The organism is Lysobacter sp. ISL-50 (assembly GCF_018612875.1).
Lineage (GTDB): Bacteria > Pseudomonadota > Gammaproteobacteria > Xanthomonadales > Xanthomonadaceae > Lysobacter.
Genome location: NZ_JAGGRI010000013.1, coordinates 22,810 through 41,817, shown reverse-complemented (window position 1 = coordinate 41,817; position 19,008 = coordinate 22,810). Strand labels below are relative to the sequence as shown.

General features: G+C 66.3%; 13 protein-coding genes and 1 riboswitch. Of the genes, 10 read left to right on the top strand and 3 right to left on the bottom strand.

Translation table 11 applies throughout. From position 1 onward, the window contains the following. Positions 1-144: 144 nt before the first annotated feature. Positions 145-729, bottom strand: coding sequence for a YbhB/YbcL family Raf kinase inhibitor-like protein (locus J7J50_RS08425; RefSeq protein ID WP_215055655.1), 585 nt, complete (start codon positions 727-729; stop codon positions 145-147). Between the two features lie 53 nt (positions 730-782). Here J7J50_RS08425 and J7J50_RS08420 point away from each other — a divergent pair, with 53 nt between their 5' ends. Together J7J50_RS08420 and J7J50_RS08415 are read left to right on the top strand one after the other, a co-directional pair. Further along, complete coding sequence (locus tag J7J50_RS08420; RefSeq protein WP_215055654.1) at positions 783-962, top strand: hypothetical protein; 180 nt, start codon at positions 783-785, stop codon at positions 960-962. Positions 963-1,183: 221 nt separating this feature from the next. Further along, on the top strand, positions 1,184-2,347 hold the full coding sequence (locus J7J50_RS08415; protein WP_215055653.1) for a M23 family metallopeptidase: 1,164 nt from the start codon (positions 1,184-1,186) through the stop codon (positions 2,345-2,347). Positions 2,348-2,372: 25 nt separating this feature from the next. Here the strand turns inward: J7J50_RS08415 and J7J50_RS08410 are convergent, their stop codons facing one another. Next, positions 2,373-3,020 (bottom strand): hypothetical protein, encoded by a 648-nt coding sequence (locus J7J50_RS08410; RefSeq protein WP_251043989.1) that lies wholly within the window; start codon positions 3,018-3,020, stop codon positions 2,373-2,375. A gap of 162 nt (positions 3,021-3,182) precedes the next feature. Next, positions 3,183-3,286, top strand: a riboswitch (TPP riboswitch). 66 nt (positions 3,287-3,352) lie between these two features. On the opposite strand from J7J50_RS08410, the gene thiC reads away from it, so the two are divergent. From thiC to J7J50_RS08370, 8 genes are all read left to right on the top strand, one after another. Then, positions 3,353-5,245 carry a phosphomethylpyrimidine synthase ThiC gene (gene thiC, locus J7J50_RS08405; RefSeq protein WP_215055652.1) on the top strand — a complete coding sequence of 631 codons (1,893 nt, stop codon included), beginning with the start codon at positions 3,353-3,355 and terminating at the stop codon, positions 5,243-5,245. A gap of 274 nt (positions 5,246-5,519) precedes the next feature. Further along, positions 5,520-6,206 carry an ion channel gene (locus J7J50_RS08400; protein ID WP_215055651.1) on the top strand — a complete coding sequence of 229 codons (687 nt, stop codon included), beginning with the start codon at positions 5,520-5,522 and terminating at the stop codon, positions 6,204-6,206. Between the two features lie 288 nt (positions 6,207-6,494). Beyond that, the gene (locus J7J50_RS08395; protein ID WP_215055650.1) at positions 6,495-8,828 is read left to right on the top strand and encodes a winged helix-turn-helix domain-containing protein; all 2,334 of its coding nucleotides are present in this window, start codon (positions 6,495-6,497) and stop codon (positions 8,826-8,828) included. A gap of 143 nt (positions 8,829-8,971) precedes the next feature. Then, positions 8,972-9,886, top strand: coding sequence for a helix-turn-helix domain-containing protein (locus tag J7J50_RS08390; protein ID WP_215055649.1), 915 nt, complete (start codon positions 8,972-8,974; stop codon positions 9,884-9,886). A gap of 805 nt (positions 9,887-10,691) precedes the next feature. Next, positions 10,692-13,616: a TonB-dependent receptor gene (locus tag J7J50_RS08385; RefSeq protein ID WP_215055648.1), complete on the top strand. Its 2,925-nt coding sequence runs from the start codon at positions 10,692-10,694 to the stop codon at positions 13,614-13,616. Between the two features lie 436 nt (positions 13,617-14,052). Further along, positions 14,053-15,417, top strand: a complete 1,365-nt coding sequence (locus tag J7J50_RS08380; protein WP_215055647.1) for a S8 family peptidase — start codon at positions 14,053-14,055, stop codon at positions 15,415-15,417. Positions 15,418-15,457: 40 nt separating this feature from the next. Next, positions 15,458-16,555, top strand: coding sequence for a M35 family metallo-endopeptidase (locus J7J50_RS08375; protein ID WP_215055646.1), 1,098 nt, complete (start codon positions 15,458-15,460; stop codon positions 16,553-16,555). A 241-nt stretch (positions 16,556-16,796) separates the two neighbouring features. Then, positions 16,797-17,429 (top strand): hypothetical protein, encoded by a 633-nt coding sequence (locus tag J7J50_RS08370; protein ID WP_215055645.1) that lies wholly within the window; start codon positions 16,797-16,799, stop codon positions 17,427-17,429. A gap of 135 nt (positions 17,430-17,564) precedes the next feature. Here the strand turns inward: J7J50_RS08370 and J7J50_RS08365 are convergent, their stop codons facing one another. Beyond that, positions 17,565-18,959 (bottom strand): serine protease, encoded by a 1,395-nt coding sequence (locus J7J50_RS08365; RefSeq protein WP_215055644.1) that lies wholly within the window; start codon positions 18,957-18,959, stop codon positions 17,565-17,567. Positions 18,960-19,008 lie beyond the last annotated feature (49 nt).

The window sequence follows — 19,008 nt, the reverse complement described above, 5'->3', positions numbered from 1 at the left end:
GCGATGGCGAAGGCGGGGTGCATGGGCTAGCAATACCGCGCCGTTGTGCGGCGCGTCAAGAGGGGCGATGAAGATTTGTGCGGGCGGTGCGAAGGCCCCGGCGCCCGGCGCGATGCGGCCGCCGGGCGGCGACGGACGCTCAGGTCACCGAACCGGTGCCTGGGAATTTTTGCCTTCGGCCTGCGGGCGCTCGTACGGCGCGGTGAGCTTGGCCTGGCCCAAAGCGTTTTGCTTGATCATGAAAGCGGCCAGCGTGCCGCCGGCGCTGGGCTCGATCTTGAGCTTGTCGATCTTCAAGGCCCACACCGTGAATTCGTAACGATGCAGCTTGCCCGGCGGCGGGCACGGGCCGCCATAACCGGCCTGGCCGAAGTCGTTGCGGATCTGCAACGCGCCGGCCGGCAGGCCCGCGGTGCTGGCGCCGTGATCGAGCAGGTTGGCTTTCGCGGGAATGTTCACCACCAGCCAATGCCAGAAGCCGCTGCCGCCGGGCGCGTCGAGGTCGTAGACGGTGACCGCGAAGCTGCGCGTGCCGGCCGGCGGATTGCTCCACGCCAACCGCGGTGAGGTATTGCTGCCTTTGCAGCCCAGGACTTTGTGCACGAAGGCGTTGTCGATGGCCTGGCCTTCGCGCACATCGGGACTTTCCAGGGTGAAGTCGGCGGCCTGCGCCAGCGGCGCCAGCAGCGACAGGGCAAGCGAAGCGACATGGCGATGCAGCGTGTTCATGCGATGGATTCCATGGGAGGGCGAGGCGATACGACGGTCCGGATCGTGCGCACATGATGCGCGACTTCGGCCGGCTTTGCGCAAGCGCCGGGCCGCGGTCGGCGGCGTTTGGTTCGCGCTTCGCCGCGGCCGCGATGGCTGCGCGCCATCGGCGTCGCCGTTTGCGCACGATCGTTCAGCGCGATGCGCGCGCGGCGATCTGTGCGCTGCGACCGTTTCTCGCTGAACGCTGAAATCCAGCGGTTTTTAGCGCATTCCATTCTTGTGCGGATGTTGCAGCCGCAGTCTCATTTGCGTTTCGCCGATTTGACCGCGGTCGCACGACAGCGCTTGCGCGTGCGGTCAGAGTCGTTGCGGCTCGCACCAACCCGGGTGGCCGCCGCGAGCGAATGTCCGCGTACGACGACGCGGTGGTCTATCCGCGAGCCGCCCATCAAACCTCGGGAGCAAGACGATGTCGAACAAGACTGGCTCGAACCATGCGTTCTCCAAGATGGGACTGGGACTGCTGGCGTGTTGCGTGCTGGCCGCGATCAGTGGCGGCGCCGGCGCGGCCGAACGCGGCTTGAGCGGGCAGGACCTGGTGTATTCGTACGACGAAATGTTCGACTTCGACATCGATGCGTATCTGGCCAAGAACGCGCCGCATCTGTCGCGTCACGCCGAATCGATCTCGCACTGGGCCGGTTACAGCGGCATCAGTCCGAAGGTGCTGATCGCGTTGATGGAGCAGCAGAGCGGCGCGATCACGCGCAAGCACGCCGGCGCCGACGCGTCGAAGCGTCCGTTCGGCACGTTGGCGCAGGCGAAGGATTTCAACGGCCAGACCCGCGAAGTCGCGCAGGCCCTGCGCGAGGCGCTGTACGAGAACGACGGCCCCGACGCCAAGGGCGCGGTGACCCTGGCGCGCGCCAATCCGCTGCAGGCCTTGTTCGAACGCGCCGGCGCCAGCCAGGCCAGCGCCAAACTCAGCGGCGACGGCGAGTTCCAGCTGGTCTACGGCCGTTTGTTCAACGAGCCGCGCCAGGCCCAGATGCCGTCGGCGCGCTTCGCCAAGGCCGGGCCGGACGTGCAGCCGCTGTCGCCCAACGGCCTGCTGCAATTCCCGTTCCCGCGCGGCGCGCGCTGGCATGTCGGCGGCGCGCACACCAACACCGGCTCGGGCAACTACCCGATGTCGTCGCTGGACATGTCGCTGGGCGGCGGCTGGGGCAGCAACCAGAGCAACACCTGGGTATCGGCGTCGGCGAACGGTTCGTTCAAGCGCCACTCCTCGTGCTTCGCCGAGATCGTGCACAGCGGCGGCTGGTCCACGACCTACTACCACCTGATGAACATCCGCTACGCCACCGGCGCGAACGTCGGCAGCAACACCGCCATCGCCAATCCGGCCAACACCCGGGCGCAAGCGCTGTGCAACGGCGGCAGCTCGACCGGCCCGCACGAGCACTGGTCGCTCAAGCTTAACGGCAGCTTCTATCACCTCAACGGCGCCTATCTGTCGGGCTATCGCATCACCGCCACCGGCACCAGCTACGACACCAACTGCAGCCGCTTCTATCTGACCAAGAACGGACAGAACTACTGCTACGGCTGGTACACCAACCCGGGCCACTGACCGCCGCGGATTCGACGCCCGCGCTTCAGCCGCCCCACGGCGGCGGGGGCGCGGGCACCGGATGCGTCAGGTCGAATTCGACCCGGAACAGGCGCCCGGGGCGCGACAGTTCGTAGACGAAACGCTGCGCGTCGATCTCCACCGCCCACACGTTCGGCAGCGAGACTTCGCGGCCGAGTTTGCGGAACATGGTCTGGCTGTAGTCGTCGGCCGGGAATTCGTAGCGACCGGCGCCGGCGTCGCCGAGTTGATCGCCGCCGTACATCGTCAACGTATCGGAACCGCCGTCGCGATGACGATGATCGTGCTTGAGGCGCAGCCGGCCGTCGTGCGCGCTGATCACCCAGGTGCGCGAGCGATCGTCGCCGACGTGGAATGGAATGCGGATCGCATCGGCGCCGCATTCGCGCACATGCATGATCAGGGTCTTGCCGGCGAAAGGGTCCTCCGCGCTCTTGGGCGTGTCGGCGACGACGCGGCCGGCGTAGGCGTGGCCGCACAGCCCACGCAGCGCGGCGAGCGGGTCGGCGACGACCGCGGCGCTGGCGACCGAATCCGCGGGCTTGGGCGCTGGCGACGCGCACGCCGTCACGGTGAGGATCAGCGTCGTCGTCCACAGGAGGCGGCGCGCGAAAGAGGAGGGCGACAGGCGCCGGTTCGATGGGCTGGGCATGGCCACACGCTAGCCGGCGCGGCCGCGGCGGGCAATCGGGCCGGTCGCGGCGCCGGCCGTGCCCGGGTTCACGGATCGCGCCGGGCGGCCCCGGCGCCGGGATCGCCGGCGCCCGCTGAACGCCCGCGCATTGGCGCCGGCCCGCGTTTCCATGTCTAATGCGCACTGAAGCGGGGGTACCGCGGCGGCTTGCGCCGGCGGTTGAGACAGTCCCTTCGAACCTGATGCGGTTGACACCGCCGTAGGGAAGCTTCGCAAGACCCGGCTTTGCCGCGTCTGCGCGCGCCCGCTTCGTCCCGGCTCCGAAAGAGCGAACAACAGGACGACAGTCAATGAACGCGGTGCCCTCCGAACTGATCCAGCAAGCCGACAAGCTGTCGGCAGACGTCACTCGCCCGATCCCCGGTTCGCGGAAGATCTATGTGCAAGGTTCGCCCGATGCCGCTCATGGGCATGAGGTGCGGGCGCCGATGCGCGAGATCGAACTGGCGCGCACGCCGACCATCTTCGGCGGCGAAGACAACGCGCCGCTCGCGGTCTACGACACCTCCGGCGTCTACACCGATGCCGGCGCGACCATCGATCTGGCCTCGGGCCTGGCGCCGTTGCGCGCGGCCTGGATCGCCGCGCGCGGCGATACCCAGGAACTGACCGGCTTGTCGTCGGAATTCGGCCGCAAGCGCGAGCACGATCCGAAGCTGGCGCACGTGCGCTTCGGCAATCGTCCGCTGCCGCGCCGCGCGATCGGCGGCGCCAACGTCACCCAGATGCATTACGCGCGCCGCGGCATCGTCACCCCGGAAATGGAATACATCGCGATCCGCGAGAACCAGCGCCTGGATTCGATCCGCGAAGCGCACCTGCTCAATCAGCATCCCGGCCACGGCTTCGGCGCCGATATCCAGAAGATCATCACGCCCGAATTCGTCCGCGACGAAGTCGCGCGCGGCCGCGCCATCATTCCGAACAACATCAACCACCCGGAAAGCGAGCCGATGATCATCGGCCGCAACTTCCTGACCAAGGTCAACGCCAACATCGGCAATTCCGCGGTGTCCTCCGGCATCGCGGAGGAAGTCGAGAAGCTGGTGTGGTCGATCCGCTGGGGCGCGGACACGGTCATGGACCTGTCCACCGGCAAGCACATCCACGAAACCCGCGAGTGGATCATCCGCAATTCGCCGGTGCCGATCGGCACGGTGCCGATCTATCAGGCGCTGGAAAAGGTCGATGGCCGCGCGGAAGAACTCACCTGGGACATCTTCCGCGACACCCTGATCGAACAGGCCGAGCAGGGCGTGGACTACTTCACCATCCATGCCGGCGTGCTGCTGCGCTACGTGCCGCTGACCGCCAAGCGCGTGACCGGCATCGTCTCGCGTGGCGGTTCGATCCTGGCCAAGTGGTGCCTGGCGCATCACAAGGAGAATTTCCTCTACACGCACTTCGAGGACATCTGCGAAATCATGAAGGCCTACGACGTGGCCTTCTCGCTCGGCGACGGCCTGCGTCCGGGCTCGATCGCCGACGCCAACGACGCGGCCCAGTTCGGCGAACTGGAAACGCTCGGCGAGCTGACCAAGATCGCCTGGAAGCACGACGTGCAGACCATGATCGAAGGGCCCGGCCACGTGCCGATGCAGTTGATCAAGGAGAACATGGACAAGCAGCTCGAGGTCTGCGGCGAAGCGCCGTTCTACACCTTGGGCCCGCTGACCACCGACATCGCGCCGGGCTACGACCACATCACCAGCGCGATCGGCGCGGCGATGATCGGCTGGTTCGGCACCGCGATGCTGTGCTACGTCACGCCGAAGGAGCACCTGGGCCTGCCGAACAAGCAGGACGTGCGCGAGGGCCTGATGGCGTACAAGATCGCCGCGCACGCGGCCGATCTGGCCAAGGGCCATCCGGGCGCGCAGGCGCGCGACAACGCGATGAGCAAGGCGCGCTTCGAGTTCCGCTGGGAGGATCAGTTCAACCTGGGCCTGGACCCGGAGCGGGCGCGCGAATACCACGACGAAACCTTGCCGAAGGACGCGCACAAGGTCGCGCATTTCTGTTCGATGTGCGGGCCGCACTTCTGTTCGATGAAGATCACCCAGGACGTGCGCGAGTACGCGAAGGAACACGGCGTGGAAGAAGCCGCGGCGCTGGACGAGGGCATGGCCGAGAAGGCCGCCGAGTTCCGCGCGCAAGGTGCGCAGGTGTATCGCCGGGCTTGATTCGCGCTTGGCTGTCGCCGGGCCGACGCCCGCGTGTTGCCTGGCAGGCGCGCGCGGGCGTTTTGTTTGGCGGGTAAAGCAAATCCCCCTCAATCCCCCTTTTCAAAGGGGGAAGACCAGCCGCTACGGCTTGAGGTGCGCCGAGACCCGAAACCGTCGCCAGATCCCACGCCCTAACCCGAAGGACTTCCCCCTTTGAAAAAGGGGGATTGAGGGGGATTTGCTCCACCCGCCCCTCTGTCCGCCGCCCGCCAAGTCCTGCAAACTTCCGCGCATGAGCGATCTGAGCTACGCCAGCCTGAAATGGCGCGCCCTCGCGCGCCGGCATCCGTCCGCCTTCCTGCTCGCGGCGCAGTTGCTGAGCATGCTGGCGTATCCGCTGTTCGAACCCGGCGGCCACGGTCGCGTGGTGTTCGGCGCGTTCGGCGTGCTGGTGCTGGCGCTGGCGGTGTGGGTGGTCAATCGCAGTCCGGCGATCAAATGGATCGCGTGGATATTGGCGGTGCCGGCGTTCGTGTTGTCGGTGCTGTCAGTAGTTATCGTCAGCCCCGGCCTGCTGGTGCTGTCCTCGGCGCTGGAAGCGGCGGTGTATTTCTACGCGGCCGGCGCGTTGATCGCCTACATGATGAGCGACCACAAGGTCACCGCCGACGAATTGTTCGCGGCCGGCGCGACCTTCACCTTGCTGGCGTGGGGATTCGCGTACGCCTTCCTGGTCTGCCAGGCCTGGTACCCGGGCAGTTTCGTCGGCGCCGAGCGGCCCGGCGAGCCGCGGACCTGGATCGAATTGCTGTTCCTGAGCTTCACCAATCTGTCCGCGGTCGGCCTGGGCGACATCCTGCCGATGAGCCCGGCGGCACGCGTGCTGACCATGTTCGAGCAGTTCGCCGGGGTGGGCTATATCGCCGCCGTGGTGTCGCGCCTGATCGGGCTGACGATGCTCCGGCATGAACGGCGCTGAAACGAACCGGCGCTGATATCGCGATGGGTTACACATAAACACACGCTTTTTTGCGTGTTTTGGAACGATACGTTTCAACCCATCAGCGCACTAAACGGCCCCTGCGACGCTCGAACAGCCTCGGCTCAGCTTCGCGGACGTTAGAATGGCGGCTAGAACAAGAAAGATCCGCGCGCTTTTCCGATCGCGCCATCGCGCTATGCCGGATATGTCGATTCGCCCTTCATGCCGCCTATGCGTTCAGGCACATGACCGGCAATAGGCAAGTGCGCACCATTAGCAGGATTCATGCCGCGACTCCATGAGCCATCGACGCCGCCATTGCCCGCCGAACATCTGCGGGTAGGCGATTGCGTGGTCGATATTCCCCTGCGCGAGATCCGCGCGCCTGGGGCGCGTCGGCCGCGCAGGATCACGCCCAAGTCGATGGGCGTGTTGCTGGTGCTGGTCGATCATGCCGATCGCGTGGTCAGCCGCGACACGCTGCTGGCCGAGGTCTGGCCCGATACGCTGCCGACCGACGACGTGGTCACCCAGGCCGTTACCCAGCTGCGCAAGGCCTTCGACGAAGACCGCGGCAATCCTCGCTACATCGAAACCATCGCCAAGAACGGCTACCGCCTGCTGGCCAAGGTCGAGTGGCTGAGCCCGGAAGCGACGCCGGCGCACGACGCCGAGCCGGCCGTGGACGTGGAGCTGATCGGCGCCGGTAATGGCAATGGCGCCGAGACGGCGCGGATCGACGAGCACGTCGATCCGGTGCCGGTGCCGCTCCAGGCGCGGCCGCGCGGCACCTGGCATTCCATCCTCGGGGTGATCGCGGCGGTGGTGCTGCTGGTCGCCGGCCTGGTGTGGTGGTCGATGGCGCGGCAGCCCACCGCGGCCGGCGCGGCGGTGGCGCCGCTGGACCCGGCCAAGATCGCCGGCGCGGCCCGGCCGTATCGGCTGATCACCTCGATGCCGGGCTTCGAGCTCGCCCCGACCCTGTCGCCCGACGCCGCCCTGGTCGCCTACGTGGCGGTGCCCGAGGGCCAGCGCGGCACCGCGATCCTGGTCCAGACCACCGACCAGACCCCGCCGCGGCAGCTGACCCGGCCCAGCGGCCTGGCCGAGGACAGTGCCCCGTCGTGGTCGCCGGACGGCCGCTCGATCGCGTTCCTGCGGGTCGAGCCGGGCGTGTCCTGCGAAGTGCTGATGATCGCCGCCAACGGCGGCGCCGAGCGCGATATCGGCACCTGCGATCCGCGCAGCCCGCCGACCTTCGAGTGGACCCCCGACGGCCGCGGCCTGATCTTCGGCAGCATGCTCACCGCGCAAGGCCTGGTTGGCATGCGCGTGCTGGATCTGGCCAGCGGCGAATGGCGCGCGGTGCCGTATCGCTCCGGCTCCGGCAACGTCGATCTGTCGCCGCGGTTCTCGCCCGACGGCCGCTGGATCGTGTTCCTGCGCAACAACCCGCAAGGCGATTTCTGGCGCCTGCCGGCCGAGGGCGGCACCGCCGAGCGCCTGAGCCAGCTCAGCGCCGACGTGCGCGGCTGGGACTGGCTGCCCGACAGCCGCAGCATCCTGTTCGGCCGCCTGATCGACGGCGATACCCGCATGTTCCGCCTGGACCTGGAAACCGGCCAGGCCCGCGACCTGGGCATCGAATCGGCGCAGGCGCCGGCGGTCGCGGCGGCGCGGCCGGCGGCGGCCTTCGTCCAGCGCAAACCGTATTTCGGCCTGTTCCGGGTCGTGCTCGGCGACAGCAGCCAAGGCGCGGTGCACGTGGTCGATCCGCTGTTCCCGTCGTCGGCGCGCGACATGCTGCCGATGGTCGCGCCGGACGGCCGCCAGATCGTGTTCTTCTCCGACCGCTCCGGCAGCAACCATCTGTGGTGGGCCGACCTGGATCAGCCCGACTCGCTGCGCATGCTGCAGGGCGTGCAGCCGGGCACGCGCTACGCCGCGTCGTGGTCGGCCGACAGCACCCGCGTCACCGTGGTCGGGCCGGACGCCGATGGCCGCAACGTGGTCTACGAGATCGTCCCCGCCAGCGGCCGGGTCAACCGCCTGCCGATTCCCGCCGGCGAGCCGATGCAGGCGCTGCAACCGCCCGACCCGGCCCGGCTGCTGATCCTGACCAGCGTCGGCGACGGCCGCCTGCGCCTGAACCTGTTCGACCGCCAGCGCACGCCGTGGCGCCTGGCCGGCGCGATCGACGACATCTCCCAGGTCCGGGTGGACGGCGCCCGCAATCGCCTGCTGTTCACCCGCCAGACCCAAGCCGGCCTGTGGCAGTCCGATCTGGCCCTGACCCCATCCAGCGTGCGTCGCATCGACGACAGCGAACCGGTCGCCGAGCGCTATCGGCTGTGGGACGTGGCGACCGAGACCGGCGAGTTGCGCTACCTGGACCAGCAGCCGACCTGCCTGGCGATGCTGCGCCGGATCGCCTCTCCGCAGTTGCCGCCGTCGGTGCTGTGCCTGGACCAAAGCCGGCGTTCGGCCCCCAACGGATTCAGCCTGAGCCCGCGCGGCGACACCGTGTATTTGTCGCTGGCCAAGTGGGACGGCGCCGATATCGGTTACATGGATCTGCCCGAAGAGCCGAAGACCTTCGTGCCAGGCTGGCTCAACTGATTGATTCGGAAGTAAAAACCTCTTTCGGAAAAGCTTCGGTTGTGACGTCGTTCCGAATTCGTCTAACTCTCCGTCAAATTTCCGGCACCGGGTTCGTTGCTCAGGCAAATAAAAACCTCATTCCCCGCAAATGAGGTGGACCAATGGAGCAAGCATTGTGGGCCGATCGCGGACAGCTTCTGCAGCTGGACGCTCAGGATCTGTCCGTTCAGGCAAGTTGCGTCGGCGTCTCGCGACTGGGCAGCGCCCAGTTGTCCGGAACTCACTTCTCGATCTGGGTACAGCTGCGCGGCAGCTCCTGGGTCGAGGCCAAAGAAGGCAAGTTCCGCCTCAAGCGCGGTGACTGGATCGCGTTCGAGCGCGACTCCAAGCCGGTCCTGCAGGCCGACCGCTATGGCGTGTGCATCGGGCTGAACCTGACCGCCGACGCGATCAAGTCGATGGCCCGCCTGGCCGACAGCAGCCTGTACGCCGGCCGCGGCCGCATGAGCCGTCACGACGCCCGCATCGCCCTGCGCCTGTGGCGCCAGGCCCATGCCCGCGGCGGCGAGGCCGACACCGGCTTCGACATCAACGCCCTGCGTCCGATCCTGCTGCACCTGGCCGGCGTCCAGCGCGACCTGACCGCCCGCATCCAGCGTTGCCCGGGCCGCTCGCGCAGCCGCAAGCGCCAGGTGTTCGGCCGTCTGCAACGCGCCCGCCTGTACCTGGAAGGCAACTGCGACCGCGTCGTGCGCATCAGCGAGCTGGCCGAGCTGACCAGTTTTTCGAGCTGGTACTTCTCCAAGACCTTCCACAGCCTGTACGAAGAAAGCCCGCAGGCCGCTTCGGCGCGCATGCGTCTGGAGCACGCGGCGGATCTGTTGAAGAACACTTCGATGATGATCGGCGAAGTCGCGGCCGCCAGCGGTTTCGACAACTGCTGCAGCTTCGCCCGCGCCTTCCGCGCCCGCTTCGGCACCTCGGCCACGCGTTACCGCAGCGCCGCGGCCAGCGCCAAGCTCGAGTCGGCCAAGCCGGCGGTGGTGCCGATGCGCAAGCTGGCGATGGCGAGCTGAGTCCCGCGACGGCGCAAGCCGTCAGGACGAAAGCGCTACGAAAGATCGAAGTGGTGGTACGAAAGAAGTAAGTCGGTGAGCGCGTCGTAAGTCGTCGCGGCCTAGATCATCGAAGTTGTCCGGCAAGACCGCATCACCTGGCGCCCGCTGTACGCCTGCCCGATCCATTGCGCAGACGCGTGCCCGCCAGCCTCCCCCCGCGGTAGTTACACGATCCGATGAAGACCGCCGAGGTTTCGACTGCGCGCCCGCGCGCAGCGAAGCCTCGGCGCCGGTAGGGCGCAAAGCCGGGCACGGTCGTCGCGATTGCCCGCACACACTTTCCATTCGATCCGGTTCGCGCCGATGCAATGCCGTGCGCGTAGCGATCGGTCATCGCCGTCGGTCGTTGCCGCGCTCGTGTGTGCGAGCGACGCCGCATGCAGGCAAATACGAGTTCGTTGAACATCGCCCGCGCGTCATCGATATGCGATTCATCGCCTTGCATTCGCTTCGCAAAGAATGCGATCCACACAAAACGCAGCGAAAATTGTGCGAGCCGATTCGGCAAAGCGTGCGAACACCCAGCGCAAAATAGACGCGATATGTGCCGATATTCGACTGCTGAATGCGCTGTCGGTCAAAAATAACGCCAACACATCACATTTCAGGCGCGCTGCGCGATTCTTACTGTGACGTGACCCAGACCGCGAGGGCCGATTCGGCAAAGTCACCCGGCGTCACCCGCAAAGCAGCATCGCCGCTTCGAACGTAATTTTGCAGGGCGTTTTAACACGCCCATAACGAGATTACTGGAGAGAGATAGATGAACCATCGCAGTCTGCGCCCCTCGGCGCGGTACGGCTTGCTGCCGTCCGCTATCGCCGCGGCGTTAGTGTCGGCTCTGGTCCCGGCGATTGCCGGCGCCCAGGAAGCTGACGCCTCCAAAACCCCCACCACCCTCGACCGCATCGAAGTCACCGGTTCGCGCATCCGTCAGGCGAATCTGGAAACCTCGCAGCCGGTCGTCACGATGACCCGCGCCGAAATCCAGAAGCAGGGTTTCACCAGCATCGCGGACATCGTCCAGAACATCACCGCGACCGGTTCGCCGGCGATCTCGCGCGCTGACGCGTTGGCGTCGGGCGAAGACGTGGGCGGCCAGTACGTCGATCTGCGCAACCTCGGTCCGCAGCGCACGCTGGTGCTGATCGACGGCAAGCGCATGGGCATCAGCTCCAGCGGCTACTCCGACCTGGCGGCGATCCCGAGCTCGATCGTCGAGCGCATCGAAGTCCTCACCGACGGCGCCTCGGCGCTGTACGGCTCGGACGCGATCGCCGGCGTGGTCAACATCATCACCCGCAAGCGCTTCGACGGCCTGGAAGGCAGCGCATACCTGGGCCAGTACGGTCAGGGCGACGGCACGAAGGAAGTCTATAACTTCGTCATCGGCCAGACCGGTGAGCGCGGTTCGGTGACCTTGGGCGCCGAGTACAGCAAGGAAGATCCGGTGTTCGCCCGCGATCGTTCCTTCACCGCTTCGCCGCAGGGCCGCGCGCATCCGAACCCCGATCTGGGCGGAGCCGGCGGCACGCCGCGCACCAACGGCTGGAGCGGCATCAACCAGTGGGGCACGCTGTTCGATGCGGACGGCAATGCGCTGACCGCGAACCGCGGCACCACCAACACCAAAGACCTGAACAATTTCCACGCGACCGATCCGCTCACGGATTATTCGAACGCGAACCAGGAAATGTACCTGTCGACGGGCCTGGAGCGCCGTTCGGTGTTCGCCAACGCCGAGTTCGACATCACCGACAACGTCCGCGCCAAGGCCGACGTGCTGTACACCGATCGCGAAGCGACCCAGCAGATCGCCGGTTATCCGTTCCGCTCCAGCGGCTTCAGCGACCGCTATGCGGGCGACCTGACGCTGAAGGGCGACAGCGCGTTCAACCCGCTGGGTTACGACGCCGACTTCTTCCGCCGTGGCTGGGAAGTGCCGCGTCAGACCAAGTCCGAGCTGACCACCTACCGCTTCAGCGGCGGCCTGGAAGGTTCGTTCGAATTCGCCGGCAAGCCGTGGGATTGGGACGTCGGTTACCTGTACAACCAGAACAAGGGCGTCAAGACCGGCACCGGCAATCTGTTCCTGCCGAACGTCGAGAAGGCGCTGGGCCCGTCGTTCGTCGATGCCAGCGGCGTCGCGCGCTGCGGCACCGCGGCCAACCCGATCGCCGGCTGCTACGCCTGGAACCCGCTGCTGGGTCCGGACGTCAACGCCCCGGGTTCGCTGAACAACAAGGATCTGCAGAAGTTCCTGTACCTGCCGACCCACGACACCTCGACCACCAAGACTCAGGTCTACAGCCTCAACCTCAGCGGCGTGCTCGCCACGCTGCCGGCGGGCGACCTCGGCATCGCGGCGGGTTACGAGCACCGCAAGGAAGAGGCTCACTACTCCCCCGACGCGCTGCTGCAGTCGGGCCTGAGCACCGACCTGGCCGGTAGCGAAACCCAGGGCGGCTACTCGCTCGACGAGTTCTACGTCGAGTTGGCCGTGCCGGTGCTGTCGGATGTGGCCTTCGCGAAGGAACTGTCGTTCAACATCGCCGGCCGTTACTCCGACTACAACACCTTCGGCGACACCACCAACGGCAAGTTCAGCCTGAAGTGGAAGCCGATCGACGACCTGCTGGTCCGCGGCACCTACGCAACGGGCTTCCGCGCCCCGACCGTGGCCGACCTGTACGGCGGCGTCAGCGAGAGCTTCGACAACTACACCGACCCGTGCGACACGCTGTTCGGTTCGGCCGTGCGCAACCCGGGCGTCGCCGCCCGCTGCAACGGCGCGGTCCCGGCGAACTTCCGTCAGGTCGCTTCGGGCGGTCGCCCGGCCACCGGCCCGAACGCTCAGTCCGACAATGCGTTCCTGTCGGGTTCGAATTCGGCGCTGCTGCCGGAAACCTCGAAGTCCACCACCGTCGGTTTCGTCTACAGCCCGAGCTGGTTCAACGGCTTCGACATCAGCCTGGACTGGTGGAAGATCAAGATCGACGACGTGATCGCGGCTGAGACCGTCACTTCGATCCTGAACAACTGCTACGTGCTCGGCATCAACTCGGCTTGCGATCGTTTCGTTCGCGACAGCGACGGTCAGGTCGTCGATGTGACCCGTAACCTGATCAACGCCGGCTACCAGGAAACCGCGGGTTACGACCTGGGCATCTCCTACCGCCTGGCCGACACCCGTTATGGCAACTTCGCTTTCACCTGGAAGACCACCTACGTCGATTACCTGGAATACAAGCGCGACAACGAGTCCACGACTCCGGTCGAGCAGCGTTCCAGCTGGGTGGCCGACGGCGCGAGCAACTTCCGCGTGCGTTCGAACTTCAACGCCGATTGGAGCTGGGGCGATTTCGGCGCGAGCTGGGGCATCCGTTACTACTCCGGCCTGAAGGAAGAGTGCGCGTACGATCTGAACGGCGGCGCCGAGTGCGACAAGCCGGGCTATCGTTCGGCGTACAAGGGCGCGGTGCCGGTGCGCGAAGTGGGTGCCAACACCTTCCACGACGTGCAGGTCCGTTACAACACCCCGTGGAACGCCACGGTCTCGCTGGGCGCGAACAACGTGTTCGACCACATCGGCCAGACCATGTACAGCCAGCCGAACAGCAGCTTCAGCTACAACGGCAGCTTCGACATCGGCCGCTTCGTGTACATGAAGTACACCCAGCGCTTCTGATAAGAAGTCAGGCGGTACCGCAATACGACTACGGCCCCGAAAGGGGCCGTAGTTTTTTGTGTTCGGGATTTGGGATTGGGGATTGGGGATTCGAAGCGAAGTTGCGAGGCGAGGTCCGAATCGCTCCCTCTCCGCTTGCGGGAGAGGGCCGGGGTGAGGGCCTGAGCGCCGCGGGCGCGAAGGCGGGTGCGATAAAGCTCTGAGGATCGCCGGGCCCTCACCCCAACCCCTCTCCCGCAAGCGGGAGAGGGCTACTGAGAGCCCGCCCAAGACAGTTACCCCTGAAACTTAAAACTGGCGGTTCAGTCACACCTGCATGAACGGATTCAGCGGATTCAGCGAATGCCGCAGCGCAGCATGTTTGTGACGGACTTCGCAAATACAGTCTTCGCGCGGCCATGCCTGCCGCGAGCCAATACCTGAAGGGTACTAGCCAATGAAGTCATCGTTTCGTGTTGCGTTGTTGTGCGGCGCCGTCGTGTCCGCGCTCGGTATCTCTTCCGCCGCGGTCGCCGGCGGACGTCCGGATCTGGTCCTCGCCGGGCTCAAGGCCGGCCGCGCTCATCAGGCGGATGAGCTGCTGGTCAAGTACCGCGACGGCACCAGCGCCGTCCAGCAATCCTCCGCGCGGCAGGCTTTCGGTCTGCAGAAGCTGGAGACGCTTCGCGCCGGCAACGCCAAGCGCGGCGAACTGGCGCTGATGCGCGTTGCGGCCGGCCGCGATCTGGCGGCGACGCTGTATGAGCTCAGCCAGAATCCGAACGTCGAATACGCCGAACCCAACTGGCAGTACCAGCACCAAACCGCTTCGAACGACACCTACTACACCAACGGCTCGTTGTGGGGCATGTACGGCTCGAACTCGACTCCGGCCAACCAGTACGGCTCGCAGGCCGCGGTGGCGTGGGCCGGCGGCCATACCGACTGCGGCAACACCGTCGTGGGCATCATCGACGAAGGCTACATGTACTCGCATCCGGATCTGGCCGCGAACGCGTGGACCAATCCCTACGATCCGGTCGACGGCATCGACAACGACGGCAACGGCTACGTCGATGACGTGCACGGCTGGGATTTCGAAGGCAACGACAACGAAGTCTTCGACGGCGCGGGCGACGATCACGGCACCCACGTCGCCGGCACCATCGCCGGCGCCGGCGGCAACGGCCAGGGCGTGGCCGGCGTGTGCTGGAGCGGCGTCAAGCTGATCAGCGGCAAGTTCCTGGGACGGCGCAGCGGCACCACCGCCAATGCGGTCAAGGCGATCGACTACTTCAACGATCTCAAATCGCGCCATGGCCTGAACATCGTCGCCACCAACAACTCCTGGGGCGGCGGTCCGTTCTCGCAGGCGCTGCAGGACGCCATCGGCCGCGCCAACACCGCCGGCATCCTGTTCGTGGTCGCCGCGGGCAATGCGGGCGTGAACTGCGAGACTTCGGACTGCTATCCGGCCGAGTATCCGAACCCGAACGTGCTTTCGGTCACCGCTGTGAAGTCCGACGGCTCGCAGATCTACAGCTACGGCTCGACCACCATCGACATCGGCGCGCCGGGCTATGGCATCTGGTCGACGGTGCCGGTCTCTTCGAAGGGCCAGGTCGTGCCGAGTTACGCAAGCTACAACGGCACCTCGATGGCGACACCGCACGTCACCGGAGCGGTGGCGCTGTACGCGTCCTCGCATCCCGGCGCGACCGCGGCCGACATCAAGAGCGCGATCATGAGTTCGGCGATCGCGACGCCTTCGCTGAGCGGAAAGACCGTGTCCGGCGGCCGTCTGAATACCGGCGGCTTCTGAGTCTGGACTTCGCGTTTCGTTGAATTGTGAGGATTGCACGATGAAGAAGATCGTTCTGATGCCCGCCATCGCGGGCGGCATGGTCCTGGCCGGCGCGCTCGCTTCGGTCACGGCCGCGCCACCGGCTGACCGCGCCAGTCCGCTGCGCGTCGGCCTGATGGCCGTGGCCGATCCGGCCGGCGGCTTTCAAGGCCTAGTCGAAGTCAGCATCACCAATACCAGCCGCCACACCGCGCGCGTACCCAAGTGGCAATTGCCGTCGAGCCTGGTCGAATCCAAGCTGTTCCAGATCAGCCGCGACGGCGTCGCGGTGGCCTATCAGGGCCCGATGATCAAGCGCGGCCTGCCGCAGGCGGAGGATTTCGCGATCCTGCGCGCGGGCGAAACGCTGCGCAGCGTCGTCGATTTGTCCAAGGCCTACGACTTCAGCCAAAGCGGCGAGTACGTCGTCGCCCTGAACTCGGCCCTGCAGTTCGCCTCCTTGTCCGACGGCACCATGCTGCGTCAAGGCAACGGCCTGCCGCAGGTCGCCAAGAGCGCGCCGTTGAGCCTGTGGGTCGCCGGCAAGGGCCAGACCGCCGGCGCGCAAGGCAAGCCGAGCGGCGGCGGCAGTTCGGTGGTGGGCGGCGTGTCGTACAAGAGCTGCAGCGCCACGCAGATCGACAGCATCGGCAGCGCGGTAACCGCCGCGCGCGGTTACGCGGAAAACGCCAAGGGTTACCTCAACGCCGCTAGCGTCGGCCCGCGCTACACGACCTGGTTCGGCGCCTACACTTCGGCGCGTTATTCGACGGCGAGCCAGCACTTCGTCGCCATCGACGCGGCGCTGGATCAGAGCAACGGCGAAGTCACGGTCAACTGCGGCTGCAATCAGAAGTATTACGCGTACGTCTATCCGAATCAGCCGTACGAGATCTACGTTTGCCGCGCCTTCTGGACCGCGCCGCTGACCGGCACCGATTCCAAGGCCGGCACCCTGATCCACGAGACCAGTCACTTCACCGCGGTGGCCGGCACGGACGATCACGTGTATGGCCAGTCCGGGGCGAAGAATCTGGCGATCACCGATCCGGCCAGCGCCTTGGACAACGCCGACAGTCACGAGTACTTCGCCGAAAACACGCCTTCGCAAAACTAAACCGTCGCTGTCGGGCCCCGGGGCGACCCGGGGCCTTTGCGTTTGCAAGTCCGGCGTCGCCGTCCGGGCCGGCGCTTCGCGCTAAGATCGGACACAGGGGCGGAACTTCAAGCATGGACGCGGGCGCCTGCGGGCATCGGCGCGGTTTTTCGCATGTCCTGGACCACACGCACCACGACGAGGTGTCACGATGAAACTTCTAAAGCGCTCCGCGCTCACTGCGCTGCTTGGCCTGAGCCTGATGGCGACGGCGCAAGCGCAAACGGTCGGCTACAACATACGCACCGGCGATGTCTGGGTGGATACGCGCCTGGGCGAGATCAACGATTACGGACGGCGTTATCCGGAACCCTTCGTCGATGAGATCAGCGGCTACTACGGCGCGCCGCGGTCCTACGTCGAAGAGTTGTTGCAGCGTCGGCGTTGGGCGCCGGGCGATGTCTACTACGCGTGCGCGCTGGCGCGCTCGCTCGGCGTGCCTTGCCAGAACGTGGTCCGCGAATACGATCGCAATCCGGGTCAGGGCTGGGGCGCGGTCGCGCAACGCATGGGCATCAAGCCGGGCTCGCCCGCCTTCCACGCGCTCAAGCGCGGCGCGGTGACCACGTACGATCGTTGGGGCTATCCGATCCGGCTCGATCAATCCGTGCACGTGAACTGGGCGGAGCACGGCCCCGGCAAGGGCAAGGGCCATTCGAAAGGGCCGGGCGGGTCCAAGCACGATTCCGATCGCTACGACCGTCCTTCGTCGAAAGGCCATGGAAAGGGCGGATCGAAGGGCGATGATTTCCGTGGCAATGGAAAGGGGCACGGCAACGGAAAGGGACACGGAAACGACAAGGGAAATGGCAAAGGAAACGGTAAAGGCCATTGAGCCGCTGAGTATTCGCATGCCGGCGCTGCCCGCATGCAGTCTCGGATAAACCGTTTACTACGGCGCCTGGCCAAGACCGCGGCGCCCATAGCCCCCTCCCGATCCCGGGAGGGGGCGTTGTTCAGACAGAAAAGATCAAGGCGAGAAGTAAGACGAAATACTCGACCACACCCCATCCAGGCGCGAGTACGAGTCCGGCTTGTCCGGGCCCAGCGATCCCTTTTTCTTGCACGCCGAGTAGCCGCCGTACAGACCGCCGCGCAGCTGATAGTCGCCGGAGCTGTTGATGGTAAACAGTCCGGAACCCGACGAACCGCCTTCGGTCACGCCCGCATTCCAAACCACCTGGGTGAGCGGCGTCTTGCCGTCGAGCGTCGTCGACAAGCCTTTCACCGTGCCCTGCGAGTACTTCTTGAGGTCGCCGGCGGGGTGGTGGATGCCTTCGATCGAGGTTCCGGTGGCGGCGATGGCGGCGGTGTTCCAGCCGGCGTAGAACGCGCCCGTCGGCGGCGCGCTCTTCAGCTCCAGCAGCGAGGTGTCGCGAGTGGTGTCGGCATGGCGCAGATAGGCGCCGCCGGACAAGGTGACCGCGCTCGGATTGGCGGTGTCGTTATTGCAAGCGGTGGCGTCGAAGAACCAGTAGGTCTGCAGCGTGTCGGCGACCGTCTGCGTGCTGATGCAATGCGCCGCGGTCCAGAACAGATTCCGCTTCGGCGAGTTGCTGTTGTTGAGCAGCGTTCCCGAGCACAGATAGGACCCCGCGCTGGTGGTGAAAACCATCCGCGCCACCGCCTTGCTCGTATCGAGAAAACTGGCGCTCGGGGTGACGCGGCAGACGATGTCCTGCTCGCAGGCCTGGCTTGCGCCCACGCCGGAGGCCTTGGCGAACTCGCGCGAGCTGCCGGCCGGATCGATGTCCAGATGCGACAGCTGCGGCACGCTCAGCGAGAAAGCGTCGGGGCGTTGACCCGCGGCCAGGACGATTTCGACGGTGATCGTGTCGCCCGCGACCACCGGCGACCAACCCGGCGCCTTGCCGGAGAACGTGCCGCCGTCCTGGGCGAAGACGCGCCCGTCGCTGCCGGCGAAGCGGAAGGTGACCGCCGAGGCGGCGGCTTTGCCGGTCGCCCGCAGTTGCAGGCCGGCCCGCAGCGCGACGGCGTTGGTGGAGGTCAGGGTGAAGCGCGCGCCGCGCGAACCGTCGGCCAGGGTTTCCCAGTCCAGGCCTCCCAAGTCGATGCGGCTGCGGCCGACGTTGCGGGCGAAGCCGATCTCGAGCGGCTGGCCGTTCTTGACCTGGTCGGCGCGACGGCCCTTGATCGCGGCGAACGCGGCTTGTTCCGGCAGGCCCAGATCGACCGCCCGGATGGCCTTCGACTTGCTGTCGGTGGCGAACTCGACGCCGCCCAGGGCCTTGGCCGAGGGCGCCGCGGTGACGGGCGCGGGGCCCATTTCTTCCGCCGAGACGATAGTCGTGAAACCCGACAATCCGGCGAGCAAGGCAAGCGATAGCGCGGTCTTTGCGATCATGGGCATGAATTCCTGAGTGCGGTGGGTTAGCCGATAGCCCCATCGAAGC

Bases quoted from the DNA above. Each gene is read 5' to 3' on its own strand.
- J7J50_RS08370 (WP_215055645.1), top strand. From the start codon at position 16,797: ATGGCGACGGCGCAAGCGCAAACGGTCGGCTACAACATACGCACCGGC.
- J7J50_RS08420 (WP_215055654.1), top strand. From the start codon at position 783: ATGATGCGCGACTTCGGCCGGCTTTGCGCAAGCGCCGGGCCGCGGTCG.
- J7J50_RS08380 (WP_215055647.1), top strand. From the start codon at position 14,053: ATGAAGTCATCGTTTCGTGTTGCGTTGTTGTGCGGCGCCGTCGTGTCC.
- J7J50_RS08375 (WP_215055646.1), top strand. From the start codon at position 15,458: ATGAAGAAGATCGTTCTGATGCCCGCCATCGCGGGCGGCATGGTCCTG.
- J7J50_RS08415 (WP_215055653.1), top strand. From the start codon at position 1,184: ATGTCGAACAAGACTGGCTCGAACCATGCGTTCTCCAAGATGGGACTG.
- J7J50_RS08390 (WP_215055649.1), top strand. From the start codon at position 8,972: ATGGAGCAAGCATTGTGGGCCGATCGCGGACAGCTTCTGCAGCTGGAC.
- J7J50_RS08395 (WP_215055650.1), top strand. From the start codon at position 6,495: ATGCCGCGACTCCATGAGCCATCGACGCCGCCATTGCCCGCCGAACAT.
- J7J50_RS08365 (WP_215055644.1), bottom strand. From the start codon at position 18,959: ATGATCGCAAAGACCGCGCTATCGCTTGCCTTGCTCGCCGGATTGTCG.
- J7J50_RS08425 (WP_215055655.1), bottom strand. From the start codon at position 729: ATGAACACGCTGCATCGCCATGTCGCTTCGCTTGCCCTGTCGCTGCTG.
- J7J50_RS08385 (WP_215055648.1), top strand. From the start codon at position 10,692: ATGAACCATCGCAGTCTGCGCCCCTCGGCGCGGTACGGCTTGCTGCCG.
- J7J50_RS08410 (WP_251043989.1), bottom strand. From the start codon at position 3,020: ATGCCCAGCCCATCGAACCGGCGCCTGTCGCCCTCCTCTTTCGCGCGC.
- J7J50_RS08400 (WP_215055651.1), top strand. From the start codon at position 5,520: ATGAGCGATCTGAGCTACGCCAGCCTGAAATGGCGCGCCCTCGCGCGC.
- thiC (WP_215055652.1), top strand. From the start codon at position 3,353: ATGAACGCGGTGCCCTCCGAACTGATCCAGCAAGCCGACAAGCTGTCG.